The sequence below is a fragment of the Mesorhizobium marinum genome, assembly GCF_040813675.1.
GTDB lineage: Bacteria > Pseudomonadota > Alphaproteobacteria > Rhizobiales > Rhizobiaceae > Mesorhizobium_K > Mesorhizobium_K marinum.
In genome coordinates this window covers 726648-741321 of record NZ_JBFOCI010000001.1, presented here as the reverse complement: position 1 = coordinate 741321, position 14674 = coordinate 726648, and the positions used below count along the sequence as shown (strand labels likewise).

14 protein-coding genes are annotated in these 14674 nt (G+C 66.2%); 9 read left to right on the top strand and 5 right to left on the bottom strand.

From position 1 onward, the window contains the following. Positions 1 to 2349 (top strand): xanthine dehydrogenase family protein molybdopterin-binding subunit, encoded by a 2349-nt coding sequence (locus tag ABUE31_RS03470; RefSeq protein WP_367722093.1) that lies wholly within the window; start codon positions 1 to 3, stop codon positions 2347 to 2349. Between the two features lie 125 nt (positions 2350 to 2474). Here ABUE31_RS03470 and ABUE31_RS03465 read toward each other — a convergent pair whose 3' ends face one another. The 4 genes from ABUE31_RS03465 to ABUE31_RS03450 form a co-directional block, all read right to left on the bottom strand. Then, positions 2475 to 3158 carry a GntR family transcriptional regulator gene (locus tag ABUE31_RS03465; RefSeq protein WP_367722092.1) on the bottom strand — a complete coding sequence of 228 codons (684 nt, stop codon included), beginning with the start codon at positions 3156 to 3158 and terminating at the stop codon, positions 2475 to 2477. An 84-nt stretch (positions 3159 to 3242) separates the two neighbouring features. Continuing rightward, the gene (locus tag ABUE31_RS03460) at positions 3243 to 3575 is read right to left on the bottom strand and encodes a cupin domain-containing protein (protein ID WP_367722091.1); all 333 of its coding nucleotides are present in this window, start codon (positions 3573 to 3575) and stop codon (positions 3243 to 3245) included. A gap of 20 nt (positions 3576 to 3595) precedes the next feature. After that, positions 3596 to 5251, bottom strand: coding sequence for a thiamine pyrophosphate-binding protein (locus tag ABUE31_RS03455; protein ID WP_367722090.1), 1656 nt, complete (start codon positions 5249 to 5251; stop codon positions 3596 to 3598). After that, positions 5241 to 5996, bottom strand: a complete 756-nt coding sequence (locus ABUE31_RS03450; protein ID WP_367722089.1) for an SDR family oxidoreductase — start codon at positions 5994 to 5996, stop codon at positions 5241 to 5243. The genes ABUE31_RS03455 and ABUE31_RS03450 overlap by 11 nt, the downstream gene beginning before the upstream one ends. 164 nt (positions 5997 to 6160) lie before the next feature. Between ABUE31_RS03450 and ABUE31_RS03445 the strand changes: the two genes are divergently transcribed. The 4 genes from ABUE31_RS03445 to ABUE31_RS03430 all read left to right on the top strand — a co-directional run bounded on the left by ABUE31_RS03445 (position 6161) and on the right by ABUE31_RS03430 (position 10116). Beyond that, positions 6161 to 7615 (top strand): aldehyde dehydrogenase family protein, encoded by a 1455-nt coding sequence (locus ABUE31_RS03445; protein WP_367722088.1) that lies wholly within the window; start codon positions 6161 to 6163, stop codon positions 7613 to 7615. A gap of 72 nt (positions 7616 to 7687) precedes the next feature. Continuing rightward, complete coding sequence (locus ABUE31_RS03440; RefSeq protein ID WP_367722087.1) at positions 7688 to 8155, top strand: SRPBCC family protein; 468 nt, start codon at positions 7688 to 7690, stop codon at positions 8153 to 8155. Positions 8156 to 8449: 294 nt separating this feature from the next. After that, positions 8450 to 8803 carry an SH3 domain-containing protein gene (locus ABUE31_RS03435; RefSeq protein WP_367722086.1) on the top strand — a complete coding sequence of 118 codons (354 nt, stop codon included), beginning with the start codon at positions 8450 to 8452 and terminating at the stop codon, positions 8801 to 8803. A gap of 128 nt (positions 8804 to 8931) precedes the next feature. Continuing rightward, positions 8932 to 10116 carry a hypothetical protein gene (locus ABUE31_RS03430; RefSeq protein ID WP_367722085.1) on the top strand — a complete coding sequence of 395 codons (1185 nt, stop codon included), beginning with the start codon at positions 8932 to 8934 and terminating at the stop codon, positions 10114 to 10116. Positions 10117 to 10668: 552 nt separating this feature from the next. Here the strand turns inward: ABUE31_RS03430 and ABUE31_RS03425 are convergent. Beyond that, positions 10669 to 10869 (bottom strand): hypothetical protein, encoded by a 201-nt coding sequence (locus ABUE31_RS03425; RefSeq protein WP_367722084.1) that lies wholly within the window; start codon positions 10867 to 10869, stop codon positions 10669 to 10671. A 71-nt stretch (positions 10870 to 10940) separates the two neighbouring features. On the opposite strand from ABUE31_RS03425, the gene ABUE31_RS03420 reads away from it, so the two are divergent. Genes ABUE31_RS03420 through ABUE31_RS03405 form a run of 4 tightly spaced genes read left to right on the top strand, consistent with a single transcriptional unit; the run spans position 10941 to position 14474 of the window. After that, the gene (locus ABUE31_RS03420; RefSeq protein WP_367722083.1) at positions 10941 to 11507 is read left to right on the top strand and encodes an OsmC family protein; all 567 of its coding nucleotides are present in this window, start codon (positions 10941 to 10943) and stop codon (positions 11505 to 11507) included. Between the two features lie 28 nt (positions 11508 to 11535). Continuing rightward, complete coding sequence (locus ABUE31_RS03415) at positions 11536 to 12762, top strand: NAD(P)-binding domain-containing protein (RefSeq protein ID WP_367722082.1); 1227 nt, start codon at positions 11536 to 11538, stop codon at positions 12760 to 12762. 12 nt (positions 12763 to 12774) lie between these two features. Then, complete coding sequence (locus tag ABUE31_RS03410) at positions 12775 to 14031, top strand: NAD(P)/FAD-dependent oxidoreductase (protein ID WP_367722081.1); 1257 nt, start codon at positions 12775 to 12777, stop codon at positions 14029 to 14031. Next, entirely contained in the window at positions 14028 to 14474 is a 447-nt protein-coding gene (locus ABUE31_RS03405; RefSeq protein WP_367722080.1) for a MaoC family dehydratase, read from the top strand. Before ABUE31_RS03410 ends, ABUE31_RS03405 begins: the two co-directional genes overlap by 4 nt. Positions 14475 to 14674 lie beyond the last annotated feature (200 nt).

Sequence of the window (14674 nt, the reverse complement as noted above, 5' to 3'; positions counted from 1 at the left end):
ATGAAAGCCGAACAGCCAAGGCACATCGGCGCGCGCATACAGCGGTTCGAGGACATCCGCCTGCTTTCGGGCCTGGCGCGCTACATCGACGACATCCGCCTGCCCGACATGCTGCACGCCACCTTCGTGCGCGCCGACATCGCGCATGCGCGCATCGTCGGCGTCGATTCGTCCGCGCTCGGCGACCTGGGCTACGCGACCTGGATGTTCACCGGCGAGGATACCGCCGGCCTCTCCATGAAGGCGCACCAGGACTACCCGGAGATGCAGTACTCCGAGCAGCCATTGCTGGCCGAGGGCCGGGTGCGCTTCGTCGGCGAACCGGTCGCCGTCGTGCTGGCCGAAGACGCCTACCGGGCGGAGGACGCGGCCGAGCACGTCCTTGTGGAATACGATCCGCTGCCGGTGGTCGGCACGATGCAGCAGGCACGCGATCCGGCGCTGCCTCCGCTGTTCGACGGGTGGACCGGCAACGTCATCGTGCAGCGCCAGATGAAGGGAGGCGACCTCGAGGCCGCAAGGGCGCAGGCCGCGCATGTCGTCAAACGTACCTATCGCACCCAGCGCCAGGCCGGCGTGCCCATGGAATGCCGCGGCGTCGTCGCGCACTACAATCCGGGCGACCGCGTGCTGACCGTGTGGTCGTCCACCCAGATGCCGCATCTCGTGCGCACCTACATCTCCGAGGAACTGAACCTCCCGGAATCGCGCATCAGGGTCGTGGCGCCCGATGTCGGTGGCGGCTTCGGCGTCAAGGGTCAGGTCTATGGCGACGAGGTCCTGGTCGCCTGGCTCGCCATGAAAACCGGACGGCCGGTCAAGTGGATCGAGGACCGGCGAGAGCATTTGATCGCCTCGATCCACGCCCGCGACCACGAGCACACGCTCGAAGCCTACGTCGCAGCCGACGGCCGGGTTCTCGGCCTGAAGGCGGACATCACGGTCGACAACGGCGCCTACTCGACCTATCCGTTCACTTCCGCCGGCGAACCCGGCATGGTCGGCAAGGTTCTGCCCGGGCCCTACGACCTCAAAGCCTACGAGGCGACTTTCAGGGCGGTTGCGACCAACAAGTGCCCGATCGGCACCTATCGCGGTGTCGCCCGGCCGTCCGCCGTGTTCTCGCAGGAGCGGCTGATGGACGACATCGCCGTCGAACTCGGCATGGACCCGATCGAACTGCGGCTGAAGAACGTCGTCCGGCAGTTCCCCTACAAGAACGTGCTCGGCTTCACCTACGACGAAGGCTCCTACGCGCAGTCGCTCGAGCAGATGCAGACGCTGTTGGCAAAGGATATCGCCGCGGCTGAGGCGTCGCGCGGATCGGACACGACGCGCATCGGCGTCGGCCTGGCCTGCTTCATCGAGCAGACTGCGCACGGAACGCCGGACTTCACCCGCCGCCGGGTGCCGATCGAGACCGGCTACATCGCCGCGAGGGTGGACATGTCGCCGGACGGCGAAGCCACAGTCGATCTCGGCCTGCAGAACCACGGCCAGGGGCTGGAAACGACGATGGCGCAAGTGGCCGCCGACGCGCTCGGCATCCGACCGGAGAACGTATACGTGCGCCACGGCGACACGCTGACAACCCCCTATTCGGTCGGCACCTGGGGCAGCCGCGGCGGTCCGCTGGGCGGCGGCGCGGTGCATGTCGCGGCGACAAGGCTGGCCGACAAGCTGCGCGCCATCGCCGCCCACCTGTTGCAGGCGAAGCCCGACCAGATCGAGCTCGCGGACGGCGTGGCCTCCGTGCGCGGCAACCCCGGCAACCGGATCGAGATCCGAAAGCTGGCGCGCGCCGCACTGCGCAACGTCGATAGGCTTCCGGACGGCATGACCCCCGGGCTGGAGGCGCATGCGAGCGTCGACGGGCCGCGCGACGGCACCTACTCCAACGCCGTGCATGCGGCCGTCGTCGAGATCGACGTCCAGACCGGCAAGATGAAGCTGCTGCGTTTCGTGGTGGTCGAGGACTGCGGCACCATCCTCAACCCGCTCGTCGTCGACGGGCAGGTGCGCGGCGGCGTCGTGCAGGGCATCGGCTCGGCGATGTTCGAGCACTTCATCTACGATGCGGAATGCCAGCCCCTCACGACCAACTTCGCCGACTATCTGATGCCGCTCGCGCCGGAGATACCGGACATCGAGGTGCACCACATCGAGACGCCTACCCCGCTGACGCCGCTCGGCGCAAAGGGACTGGGCGAAGGCGGGGCGATCGGCCCCGCAGCCGCGATCGCAAACGCAGTCGCCAGCGCCCTGCAGGTCGGCGTCGAAAGCACGCCGCTCAACGCCAATGCTCTATGGGCGCTGTCGCGCCACATTCGCGAGCGCGCCGAGGCCTGACCCCGACAAAAGAGCAGGCGGGAAACCGCCTGCCTTCACCAACGTCCGGACCATCCTGGAAGAACTGCGCACGTCCTGGCCAGCATGACGCACGCACGACACGGTGGCACGCCCGAAAGGTGCCGCTATTCGATGCCTTCGACTTCCAGCGCCAGCAGGACGTCGGCGGCGGCGCCGGCCAGCAGGTCGACATGCTCGCGCATGAGATCATGCGCCAGCACTGCATCGCCGCCCGCGATCGCCTCGACGATGCGGCCGTGCTCGTAGGTCGACTTCGCCATGCTGCGCGGCGTCGTTATGTGGCGTCGGTATACATTCAGCCGGTTGCGCAGCTTGCGGCTCTCCACCTGCAGATAGACGTTGCGCGAACCGCGGAAGATGGTGTCGTGGAAGACGTTGTTGGCCTGGTAGAAGCCGCCGTAGTCCTCGCCCTCGGCCATCAACGCGCACTCCTCGTGACGCTTGCGCATCTCGGCCACGTCGTCCTTGTTCATGCGGCGCGCCGAAAGCCTGGCCGACAGGCCTTCATACTCGGCCATCACCTGGAACATCTCGATCAGTTCGCCGGTGGTAAGCCGCCGGACCGTCGCGCCCTGGTTCTTCTTGATCTCGACGAGACCGCTCGAGGCGAGATGGCGCAGCGCCTCCCGGATCGGGGTGCGCGAGACCTCGAAGCGGCGCGCCAGCGACTGCTCGTCGAGGCGCTCGCCCGGGCGGAGGACGGCATTGAGGATGTCGTCCTCGAGAAGCTGGATAAGATTGTCGGCGGACGGCTTGGCTTCCTTGCCTTCTTCGATGACCTGGCTCACCGTCTTCTCCTGGATTCTCCTCATGCCGTTAGATGCATTCTCACCCTGCGTGATGCAAGCGCCTATGAGCGCCGGCGGACATTCCTAGTGCTGCACCGTGATCACTAGGTACTCGCTTTCCGCGTCGCCCTCGTTGATCGTGTAGTGGGGATCGCCCGGCTCGAACAGGACCGCCTCGCCGGCCTTCAGCGTGAAACGCTCCTTGCCCGTATCGAAGGTCAGTTCGCCGCGCACCAGATAGAAGGTTTGCGACCAGTCGTCGTGGTGGTGCAGTTCTCCACCGCCGCCCTTCGGCGCCTTGGAGACCTGGATTGCGAAGTTCCTGCCCTTGAAGGGCACTACGTCGAGGACGGTCAGGCCGCCGAAGTGGTTCGGAGGCGTCACGCCGGTCGCCGCCCCGTTCTTCCAGATATTCATGTCGCGGAGCCTCTGCTTCTTCAGGAAATGTAGGTCATGTAGGGGCTAATGACACTGCGCACCGGCACCTGGATGATGGCCGGCTTGCCGCTGGCGATGGCGTCGTCTACGGCCTCCTCCAGCGCCTGCGCGTCGCGCGCGAAGTAGCCGCGTCCGCCCAGCCCCTCGGCGACTTTGCCCCAGTCACGACGCGGCAGGCCCATCTCGTAGGTTTCGCCGAAGCTCATCTGCTGCGGCAGCGCGATCGCGCCCCAGCACTCGTCGTCCAGCACCACCACGATGAAGGCGCGGCCGTAGCGTTCCGCAGTATCCAGTTCGGACACGTGGAAGCCGATGCCGCCATCGCCGACGAACACGATCACAGGCGCCTCCGGATCCGCAAAACTGGCGCCGGCGCCATATGGGACCTCGGCTCCCAGCGCGCCCGACTGGCCGGCGCGCAGGTAGCGACCAGGCGCCGGAATGCGCAGCCTGGCGTCCGCCCAGAAATCGACATTGCCGTGCGAAGTCACGTAGATCGTATTCTCCGGCGCTGCCGCCGTGACCGCGTCGACCGCGGCAATCGGATGCATTCCGGCTGCGTCGCCGTCGCCAAGCTGGGCCGCGTGTTCGTTCCGCCACGCCTCGGCCAGGCCAGCGCTCCAACCCGCCGCGACGCCGAGCGCCGGCATGTCGGTCAGCAGGTCGATGAACGCGCAGGGCGACGCCGCGATGTCGATGTCGGCGCGCCTGTTGCGATGCAGCAGTTCCTGGTCGGAACACACCTGGATGATCCTGGCCTGCGGACCCACGCTATCGCCGAATTCGAGATCGAACTCGAAATGGTGGCCGAGCAGGACGATGCAGTCGGCGTCCTTGAGCGCGCCGCGCAGGGTCTCGTTGCAGGGCGCGTAGGCCGGCCCCGTCCACAGCGGGTGCCGCTCGTCGACGATGCCACGCGCAAGCCGCAGGGTGGAAAACGCCAGCCCGTGCTTCTCAACCGCCTCGAGGATGCGGGGGGAGCGATGCCAGAACAACTCGTCGCCGAGGATCAGCAACGGCTTCTTGGCGCCGGAGAGCAGCGTGCGCGCCGCCTCGGCGTCGGCCGCGAGGATGCCGGGCTGGCCCGGCATCGGCGGAGCCACACCTGCCGGCGCGGCGCGAAGCGGCGCCGACAGGATGTCGGTCGGCACCTCCAGGAACACCGGCCCTGGCCGTCCCGCCCACATTTTGCGCCAGGCCATGTCGAGATATTCCTGCAGCCGGTCTGGATCGGTGCAGCGCGCCGCCCATTTGGTGACGCCCTTCATGATCGGCAGCACGTCGTAGGCCATGCCGGCGCCGCGCTCGGCCGACTTCGTCGACGCCTGCGCGCCGACGATGATCATCGGCGTCCCGGCGAGCATGGCGACGAGGCCGGGGGTGACGGCGTTGGTGACGCCCGGCCCCAGCGTGACCACAGCCGCGCCCGCCCGGCCGGTGACGCGCGACTGCGCCTCGGCCATGAAGCAGGCCGCGGCCTCGTGGCGCGTGTGGATCAGCGGCAACCCCTGCCGGGTGCAGGCGCGGTAGATGGCGTTGATCGGACCGCCTGAGACGGAGAAGACGTTCGTTACGCCGACCGACTTCAGCCACGCGACGATAGCGGCGCCTCCATCCATGGTCTCGACGTCGCCGGACTGGGACTTAGTAAGCACGGGATTTTCCTCCATCATGCGCAATGGCAGCGCCGGTAATGAAGCCGGCGCGCTCCGACGCCAGCATGGCGACCATCGCGCCGAAATCTGCCGGATCGCCGAACTTGCCGACCGGCACCTCCTGAAGCCAGACCGACTCCGCCTCGGTCCGGCCGAGCCCGTCGCGCTCCATGCTCGACTGGACCAGGTACTCCATTCGGTCGGTGGCGAAAGGGCCGGGGCACAGGCAGTTGACCATGATGCCCTCCTGCGCGAACTCGATCGACAGCGACTTGGCGAGGCCTACGACAGCCAGCCGCAGTGAATCCGACAGCACCATGTTGGGCTGCACCATCTTCACGCCGACGGTGGTTACGAAGATGATGCGGCCCCACTTGTTGGCCTGCATGTGCGGCAGCACGGCGTGGGACAGGTCGACCAGCGGCAGCAGGCTCTCGTTCAGGGCCTGCTCCCAGCTTTCCCGCGGAACGCTGAGGAAAGGCCCCGCCTCCGGGCCGCCGGTGTTGCCGACGAAGATATCGAGCCCGCCGAGCGCCGCCACGGCTTCCTCCACGGCGGGGTTGAGCGTCGCGCGTTCGGTCAGATCCATGCGCACAGCGACCGCCGAGGCGGCACCGGCGTCCTGCAGTTCGCGCACCAGATCGGCCATCACGGCGGGATTGCGGCCACCAACGGCCACGGCCGCGCCCTCCGCGGCCAGAGCAAGCGCGGAGGCGCGCCCCAACCCGCGGGACGCTGCGGTCACAAGCGCCCGTTTCCGTTCCAAACCAAGCTGCATGTGCCTTCGCCTCGCGTTGCATTCACTGCGATCTGGCTACCAGCGTGTAAACATTCTGTCAATTCATGTAGACAATCTTTTTTGTTTTGCATACAACATCTGCATTATCGCTCAATCCTCTGGAGATGCAGATGACCACGCCCCACATTCCGATCGTCGCCGGCGACAAAATCCTGAACGAAGGCTCCGACGGCGTAGGGGAAACCCACGATCCGGCAACGGGCGCACTGGTCGCTACGTTCGCGCGCGCAGGCGCCGCCGAGGTGGATATGGCCGTGGCCGCAGCCCGCGACGCCTTCGACAACGGCCCCTGGCGACGCATGCGTCCTTTCGAGCGCGGTCGCGTCCTGCACCGCATCGGCGAACTGATGCTCGAGCGCCGCGAGGAAATCGCGGCCAAGGAGAGCCAGGACAGCGGCAAGCCCCTGCGCGATTCCTATTGGGAGGTGGACTGCTCTGCCCGCTTCTTCGAGTTCTACGGCGGTGCCGCCGACAAGTTGCACGGCGCCTCGATCCCGCTCGGCCCCGACTGGTCCGACTGGACCGTCAAGGAACCGATCGGCGTGAGCCTCCACATCATTCCGTGGAACTACCCCTTCCAGCTCATAGCGCGCGGCGTCGCGCCGGCGCTCGCCGCGGGCTGCGCGGTCATCATCAAGCCGGCGGCCGACACGCCGGTCACCGCCTACGAGTTCGTCAAGATCTGCCGCGAGGCCGGCCTGCCCGACGGGCTGGTCAACCTGGTCAACGGCCGCGGCTCGTTCGCCGGCGACCTGCTTGCCCGTCACCCCGGCGTCGACCAGATCACGTTCACCGGCTCGGTCCCGACCGGCGAGCGCGTGCTTGTGGCGGCGGCGTCGCATGCAGTGCCCTGCAACATGGAACTCGGTGGAAAGTCGCCGCAGATCCTGCTCGCCGACGCCGATCTCGACCGCGCTCTCCCGATCGTCGCGGGCGGCTTCCTGACCCATTGCGGCCAGGTCTGCAACGCTGGCACCCGCCTGTTCGTCGAGCGGTCCATCCACGACACCGTGGTCGAGCGGCTGCACGCGCGCATCAGCGCGATGAAGCTCGGCGCCGGCATCGACGACCCCGACATGGGTCCGCTCATCAGCGCCGCGCATAGGGGTGACGTCGAGCGCTACTACGAACTGGCCAAGTCCGAGGGCGAGTTGCTCCTCGGCGCCGACCTGCCGTCCGATCCCGGGCTCGCGAGGGGCGCCTTCGTGCGCCCCGGCCTTGTGGTCGGCGCCACCAACCAGGCGAGGATCGCCCGCGAGGAGATCTTCGGCCCGATCCTCACCGTGATCCCGTTCGACGACGTCCACGAGGCTGTCGACGGCGCCAACGACTCGCCGTTCGGCCTCGTAGCCGGCATCCACACCAGCAACATCGACAAGGCGCTGGGCATCGGTTCCAGGCTGCGCGTCGGCCAGGTGTGGATTAACGCCTTCGGCGTGGGCCTGGACGTCGAGTTCCCGTTCGGCGGCTACAAACTCTCGGGCTACGGCCGAGAGAAGGGCCTTGAGGCGCTGGCCGCCTACCAGCAGACGAAGAACATCTGCATCCACCACCCGCTGGCTTGACGTCGGTCGCCGCCGGCCGCCCGGCAGGCGGCACCGAACGTCCGATCCACCAATCCACTGAGAGGAGCTAGAATGTCCCTGGTCATCGAGGGCGAGGAGCGCATCGCGGCGCCCATCGCCGCCGTGTGGGCGAGCCTGAACGACCCCGAGATGCTGAAGGCGTCGATCCCGGGCTGCGAGATGCTCGAGAAGACAGCGGACGATCGCATGAAGGCGACCGTCGTGCTGAAGATCGGGCCGATCAAGGCGAGTTTCGCCGGCGAGGTCGCCCTGTCCAACATCAACCCGCCGACCTCCTACACGATCTCCGGCGAAGGCAAGGGCGGCATCGCCGGCTTTGCCAAGGGCGGGGCGGACGTCATGCTGGAAGAGGAAGGAGCGGACGCCACGATCCTGCGCTACAAGGCCAGCGCCGATGTCGGGGGCAAGATCGCGCAACTCGGCAGCCGGCTGATCGTGTCGACCTCCAAGAAGCTGGCAGGCCAGTTCTTCTCGACATTCAACGAACGCGTATCCGGCCTCTCGGCCGGCGACCGGTGAACGCAGCCTAAGGGTTGCGCGACGCGGGGCGATCCTCGACACGCCTCCAGCACGCCGCAAGCCTTCGGCCCCGCCCGCACGAGACGCCGGAGCAAGCTCGGCGGACGCTTCCGATCGCGTCCGCCTGAGCGTGCCCTGCGCGGCATCCCCTCATCGCCCGACGCCGGCGGCGGACACCGCCAAGGAGAAAAGCCGGGCCGCGCCGCCGTACCCAGTCGGCAAACCGCGTATCGACATGCTATGGTGGCTACACCCGCTACAGGCGCAACCAACCCTTCGCGAGGGAGGAGCAGGATGAAGTCCGTTCTGGCAAGGCTCGTTTCAGGTGCGGCTCTGGCAACCTCTGCCATCGGGCTCTCCGTCATGGCGTCCGCCCCCGCCATGGCTACGTCCGGCCCCGGCTGCCTCGTCGTCGTCAACGTCGCCTCCAACGACGCGCTCAACATGCGCAGGCACGCATCGGCCTCGTCGCGGATCGTCGACGTGCTCGTTCCCGGTCATCACGGCATCATCCACCTCGACGGCGTCTGCAAGCCGCTCTCCGTCGCGTGGGGCAGCCGATGGTGCCCCGTGACGCACTACAATGGCGACAGCGTCACCAGCGGCTGGGTCAAGGCGCGTTACGTTCGCGACAGCGATTGCCCGTAGTCGTTTCGGCACGATCCACGCCGCTGGCATGCGGCAGATTGGCCTGACCCGCCATCCGCGCCTACGCCGGATTGCATGGATGGTCCCTAGCGGCTAAGTACATGCAGTTGATCGCGCCAAACAGAAAGATGATTGATTTCAGACTTGAGAAGAAGGGCGACGCGATCAGCATCGTCGGCGGCGGGCACGAAATAGTCTTCGAGATGTCCGACGCGTGCTCGTCTATCGAGAACGACGCGATATTTGCCGCATGGGCCGTTCTTCCCATCGGAATGCGCCTGAACCGGCGACTGATCATCGACGGGTTCGGCGATGACGTGGCTGCCGCCAACGCCACAAGCCTCTCCCGAACCTGGTCGACCTGGCTGCCTGCCCGATTCTCGCCGGTCGACCTAGAATTCAAGCATCAGGCCGCGCCGCGCTCTACGAGCGACGTCGACTTGGTGCTTTACTCCGGAGGCGTCGACAGCTGCTACCACATCATGCGCAGGCACCGAGCCGGCAAACGCCAGGCGATTGTCACCATGCATGGATCCGGCTTCGAGGACGAGGCGTTCAAGACGCTGGTCGCCAAGACAGCCGGCTTCGCGGAAGCCTATGCAACCAAACGCATGACCGTACGAACCGACATTCGGCGAGTCTACAGGGACCTCGGAATGACGTCCGACGTAACGCATGGTTTCGCGCTCGCGGCCACGCTCTTCCTGATGCGTTCGAACTACTGCTCCGGTTCCATCTCGGCGGACTACAGCCGGACGCAGGAATTCCTGGTATTCCCCTGGGGGACGAACAGCGTCACCAACGCGTTCTTCGAGAGCACGGACTTCCGCATGGAGACCCGCGATCTCGATGTCACGAGGGCTGAAAAGCTGGAACTGATATCCGGGGACGAGATTGCCCTGCGGTCGCTTTCCTTCTGCACCGACCGCGCTGCCCGGCCCCACAATTGCGGACGCTGCACGAAATGCGTCCGCACCAAGGCCATGTTCCTGGCGGCGCTCGGAGACATACCGGACATCTTCATCGACCGGACGATGGGCTGCGGAATCTTCGACTCGATCAACCTTGCCAGGAGATCGGAGGTCGCGTTTGCCGTCGACCTGATCGCAATGGCCAGGCAGCGAGGAACCGCAAACCTGATCCCGGAACTCGACAACCTCGAGAGGCGAGTGCGCAACAGCGATCCGAGCCCGCCCGGCAAACGGGGCATTCTCAAGCGATCCGGCAAGTTCCTCGGTGCGCTGGTCGGCGCCATCGTTCACAAGCTGACCGGTTCGCCGGGCGTCGACGCCATCGCTCCGCTTCTGGCCTGACGTTCCAGCCCATATGCCGTCACTTGCCGCTGCAACGCGGCCTGTCTCAGCCCGTTCGTCCCCGCGTGGCTGGCGCTGTTGCGGCATGCGATGGAGATCATGGCGATCAGGCACGGCGCGGCAGCTGATCGCTGGGGGCTCGAGCCGCCGCTGAGCGGGTATTGTCCCCACGTCGGGCGGGATGTGGGGGGCAGCCCGAGCCACACCGGGAACGATCCAGCCCCGGCTAAACAAGCTTCATCTATTTTAGCAAAATTGCAAGAAACTTCGCGCCGATGCCGGGCCGATGGCCTGCTTTGGCCAGCCTAGTCGTTGACCACCGGACCGGAGACGTTTGCGCCGTTCTCCTGCGCGGTAATCCGGCGAATGTTGTCACGGCGCAGCAGCGTTGGCTTCTGATAGTCCTTCTTCATTGCCCGATCTCCTCGTTCTTCGGGTCATTGTTGCCCTTTCCGGCTGGATGGCAAGACCGGTCTCGCGCGGCTTTGCGTCCGGTCGGTAGCGACGAGGAAGCCGCCCTCCTCCGCGCTGCCGCACGCACCCGCCTTGCCTTCAGGCCGCGCACAAGCCGACGCGACCGCTCAGCGGCGCTGCGTGGTTCAAGCGCGGCACGCGACCGAATGTGTCGTTTTTCTTTGTTTCCTCGATGAAACAAACCACAAAAGCGGCGATATCGGTCAGAAACAAACGAAAACCAATATCGCCGCCATTGAGGAGACCAAGCGAGGAGGCGGTAGCGCCGCGGCTTGGCACGCACGCCGAAGATGCCTCATCGGCAATCGACCCAGCAGTCCATGCTCTCAACCGAACCAGAGGAGAAGACGATGAACATGCAGACCAAGATTCAGGCGGTCCAGAATGGCGTCAACACCGAAGCGTTGATGGGCGCGCGCGCCGCGCTGACGGAAACACCGGCAGCTGGTCAGTTCACCTGGCGCGCCGAATGCGACTGGATCAACGGCACCCATAGCCGCTCGACCGTCCAGGGCTTTTTCGGGCTCGGCGCCGAGCAGAGCCATACGAAGGCCTTCACGATGGAAGCCGACCATCCGCCGCAGTTCGCCGCTGCCGACAATGGCGCGACGCCGGTCGAGTTCGTGCTGTCGGCCCTGGCCAGTTGCCTCACTGCGGGCGTTGCGGCGGTTGCCCAGCATCGCGGCGTCCAGCTGCGCAGCGTCAAGGCAAAGGTCGAGGGCGACATGGATATCGCCGGCATACTCGGCATCGATGCTGATGTGCGCAACGGCTTCTCGGCGATCCGCGTCAGCTTCGACATCGACGCCGACGCCCCGAAGGAAGAAATCGCGGCAATTGTGGCCCAGTCGCAGAAGCGTTCCGCCGTTTTCGACATCATCACCAATCCCGGCAACGTGAAGGTCTCGGTCGCCTGAGGCGACCAGCAAACAAGGGAGGTACGATATGCCCAGGCTTGCAGCCGTCATCATCGGCGCCGGACATTCCGGGCTCGCGATGAGCCGCGCGCTCGCAGGCCGCGGCATCGACCACCTCGTGCTCGAGCGCGGGCAGGCCGGAAACAGTTGGAGGACAGAGCGCTGGGACAGCCTGCGGCTTCTCACTCCGAACTGGATGAACGGCCTGCCCGGGCTGCCCTACGCCGGAGGCGAGCGGGACGCTTACATGTCGGTCCCCGAACTCGTCGGCAATTTCGAAACCTGCGTCGCCGCCAACCGCACCCCGCTGCGAACCGAAACCCGGGTGCTTGCGGTCACCGCGGGCGCCGGATACAGGGTCCAGACCGACCAGGGACTTTTGACCTGCGACAGCCTTTTCGTCGCGACCGGGGCGTGTTCCCTGCCAAACGTTCCCGGTTTCGCCGACCAACTGCCCGCGCACATCGAGCAGGTCACGCCGATCAACTATCGCCGGCCCGCCGGCATTGGGCCGGGCGCTGTCCTCGTGGTCGGCGCCTCGGCTTCTGGCCTGCAGATTGCTCGGGAACTGGCGATGGCTGGCCGCAACGTGATTCTCGCGGTGAGCAATCACCTGCGGCTGCCGCGCGCCTACCGCGGCGCCGACATCCTGGCATGGATGTGCAACGCCGGGGTCTTCGACACGCCCTACGACGAGGTCGACGACATCGAGCGCGTCCGCCGGACGCCATCGCTGCCCCTGATGGGCTCGGAAAAGCGCGAGACGCTGGACCTGAATGTCCTGCAGGATCTTGGCGTCGAGATCGTCGGGCGGCTCGCCGCGGTGTCCGAGGGCAAGGCGCTGTTTTCGGGTTCGCTGTCCAATCTCTGCGCCCTGGCGGACCTCAAGATGAATCGCCTGCTCGATGCCATTGACCTCTGGATAGACCAGCGCGGTCTGCAGGTGCCGGATGCCGAAAGGCTTGGCCCGACCAGGCTCCCGGACGATCCCCGCCTGTCTCTGGATCTGAACGGCATCGGCACGGTCATATGGGCAACCGGCTACAGGCCCGACCATGGCTGGCTGCAGCTTCCGGTGTTCGACCGCAAGGGGCGCATCCGCCATGAAGGCGGAGTGGTCGGCGACGGCCTCTACGTCATGGGCCTGCCCTACCTGCGCAATCGCCATTCCACTCACATTGCCGGAGCGACGGCCGATGCCGAGGCGCTTTCCGGACACCTGGCCGAACGGCTCGCCAATCGGCACGCCGCCTGAGGAGAACCTGCCGTGCTTGAGATATCGGATTCCTGCGACGTCCTGATTGTCGGCGCCCGTTGTGCCGGCGCGGCAACCGCGATCCTCCTGGCTCGCGCAGGCTACGACGTGCGCCTCATCGATCACGCCCGCGAGATCGGCGACGCGCTGTCGACGCACGCGCTCATGCGTCCGGGCGTCGCGATGCTGGACCGGCTTGGCGTCCTGCCGCGCATCATCCAGGCCGACACGCCGGCCGTCACCCGGACACGGTTTGCCTATGGCCAGGTCGATCAGTTGGACATCGCGATCAGGCCGATGGGAGGCGCGGCCGGCCTCTACGCGCCGCGCCGCTATGTGCTTGACCGCATCCTTTGCGATGCGGCGGTTTCGGCCGGAGCGGTCTTGTCGCTTGGCACAAAGTTCGATGCGGTCGTTCGCGACGCCTCGGGCCGTGTCGTGGGGGCGGAATTGCGCCTGCGCGACGGCACTCGCAAGACGCTGAGGGCGAACCTCGTCGTCGGCGCGGACGGACGCAATTCCACCGTAGCCCAGGCCGTCGGCGCGCGCACGATCTGCCAGGATCCCCGCCACGCAAGCATCGCCTTCGGCTATTTCGACGGCATCCCCAACGAAGGGTACCGCTGGCACTTCGACGCGGGGCTTCAGGTCGGCCTGATACCGACGACCGACGGCAAGCATTGCGTGTTCGGGGCATGCCGGCCCTCGGAATTCGACGAACGCTTTGGCCATGCCCCGCTTTCGGGCATCGTCGGGTCGCTCTCGCAATGGGAACCGGGGATTTCGTCACATCTCGCGCAAGATGGGGGCGGCGAGCCTCTGCGCCGTTTCGCCGGCGCGCCGGGCCATATCCGCGAATGCGCCGGGCCGGGCTGGGCGCTCGTCGGCGACGCCGGTTGCTACATGGATCCAGCGACCGCGCACGGAATCACCGAGGCGCTGCTCGACGCCGGCCGCCTGGCGTCGAGCTGGATTGAAGATCAGGGATCGCTCGGCGCCTATCGCGACCGGCGCGACGCGCACACAATGGCCATGTTCGCTATCACGCAGCGCATCGCGTCCTTCGACTGGGATCTTGACGAACTGGTGTCGCTGCATGTCGATCTCAACAACGAGATGCGTTCGGAACTTGCCGGTGTCGACGGGATGCTGGTTTCGCGCGGCGCGCGCGATTGGCGGACCGAGCCTGGCGCGGCATTTCCGATCCGCCGCGAGGTCGGACATGGCGGAGCGACGTTCGCAAGGCAGCAGGGGAGCGACATCGGATGAGCAGGAGCGAGGACGGCTGGTTCGGAACGGTCAACGGACGTCCCGATGTCGGCTCAAGCGCCGAACGCAGCCGAACCACCGGGCATCAGGACATCGAGGCGTTCACCGCCATGACCGGAGACCGAAATCCGGTGCACTATGACGAAGCGCTGGCGAAGAAGACGCCGTTCGGCAAGGTCATCGTGCAGGGCGGCGTCACCACCGGCATACTCAACGCCTGCGTCGCCGAGGACCTACCCGGACCCGGAACGGTCTTCCTCAATCTCAACCTGAACTTCCGCAAGCCCGTCGGCGTGGGTGAAACAATCACCGGCCGGGTCGAGGTTGAAGACGTGCGGCAGGACAAGCCGATCTGTCGGCTGAATGTGTCGGTGAGGGACAGCGCGGGAGATGTGTGCGTCGACGGGACGGCCGTGACCTACACGATGCCCCTGATGCGGTAGTGCCCTAAGCAATTCCCCCATGTCGCCAAGTGCCGGACGAAGACCGCCAAGTCTGGCTGCCACACGGCGCCATTAAGGCGACAGGCCGGCAGTCACAGGTCCAGTTCGGTCAACATATTGAGATAATGGTGGGTGATGTAGGGATCGAACCTACGACCCGCTGATTAAGAGTCAGATTTTCACAGACTTTCCCTGATTGG

What these genes read in the sequence shown, in the direction of transcription:
- ABUE31_RS03460 (WP_367722091.1), bottom strand. Translation starts at nt 3,575, where the DNA reads ATGAATATCTGGAAGAACGGGGCGGCGACCGGCGTGACGCCTCCGAAC.
- ABUE31_RS03430 (WP_367722085.1), top strand. Translation starts at nt 8,932, where the DNA reads ATGATTGATTTCAGACTTGAGAAGAAGGGCGACGCGATCAGCATCGTC.
- ABUE31_RS03415 (WP_367722082.1), top strand. Translation starts at nt 11,536, where the DNA reads ATGCCCAGGCTTGCAGCCGTCATCATCGGCGCCGGACATTCCGGGCTC.
- ABUE31_RS03440 (WP_367722087.1), top strand. Translation starts at nt 7,688, where the DNA reads ATGTCCCTGGTCATCGAGGGCGAGGAGCGCATCGCGGCGCCCATCGCC.
- ABUE31_RS03435 (WP_367722086.1), top strand. Translation starts at nt 8,450, where the DNA reads ATGAAGTCCGTTCTGGCAAGGCTCGTTTCAGGTGCGGCTCTGGCAACC.
- ABUE31_RS03445 (WP_367722088.1), top strand. Translation starts at nt 6,161, where the DNA reads ATGACCACGCCCCACATTCCGATCGTCGCCGGCGACAAAATCCTGAAC.
- ABUE31_RS03470 (WP_367722093.1), top strand. Translation starts at nt 1, where the DNA reads ATGAAAGCCGAACAGCCAAGGCACATCGGCGCGCGCATACAGCGGTTC.
- ABUE31_RS03405 (WP_367722080.1), top strand. Translation starts at nt 14,028, where the DNA reads ATGAGCAGGAGCGAGGACGGCTGGTTCGGAACGGTCAACGGACGTCCC.
- ABUE31_RS03420 (WP_367722083.1), top strand. Translation starts at nt 10,941, where the DNA reads ATGAACATGCAGACCAAGATTCAGGCGGTCCAGAATGGCGTCAACACC.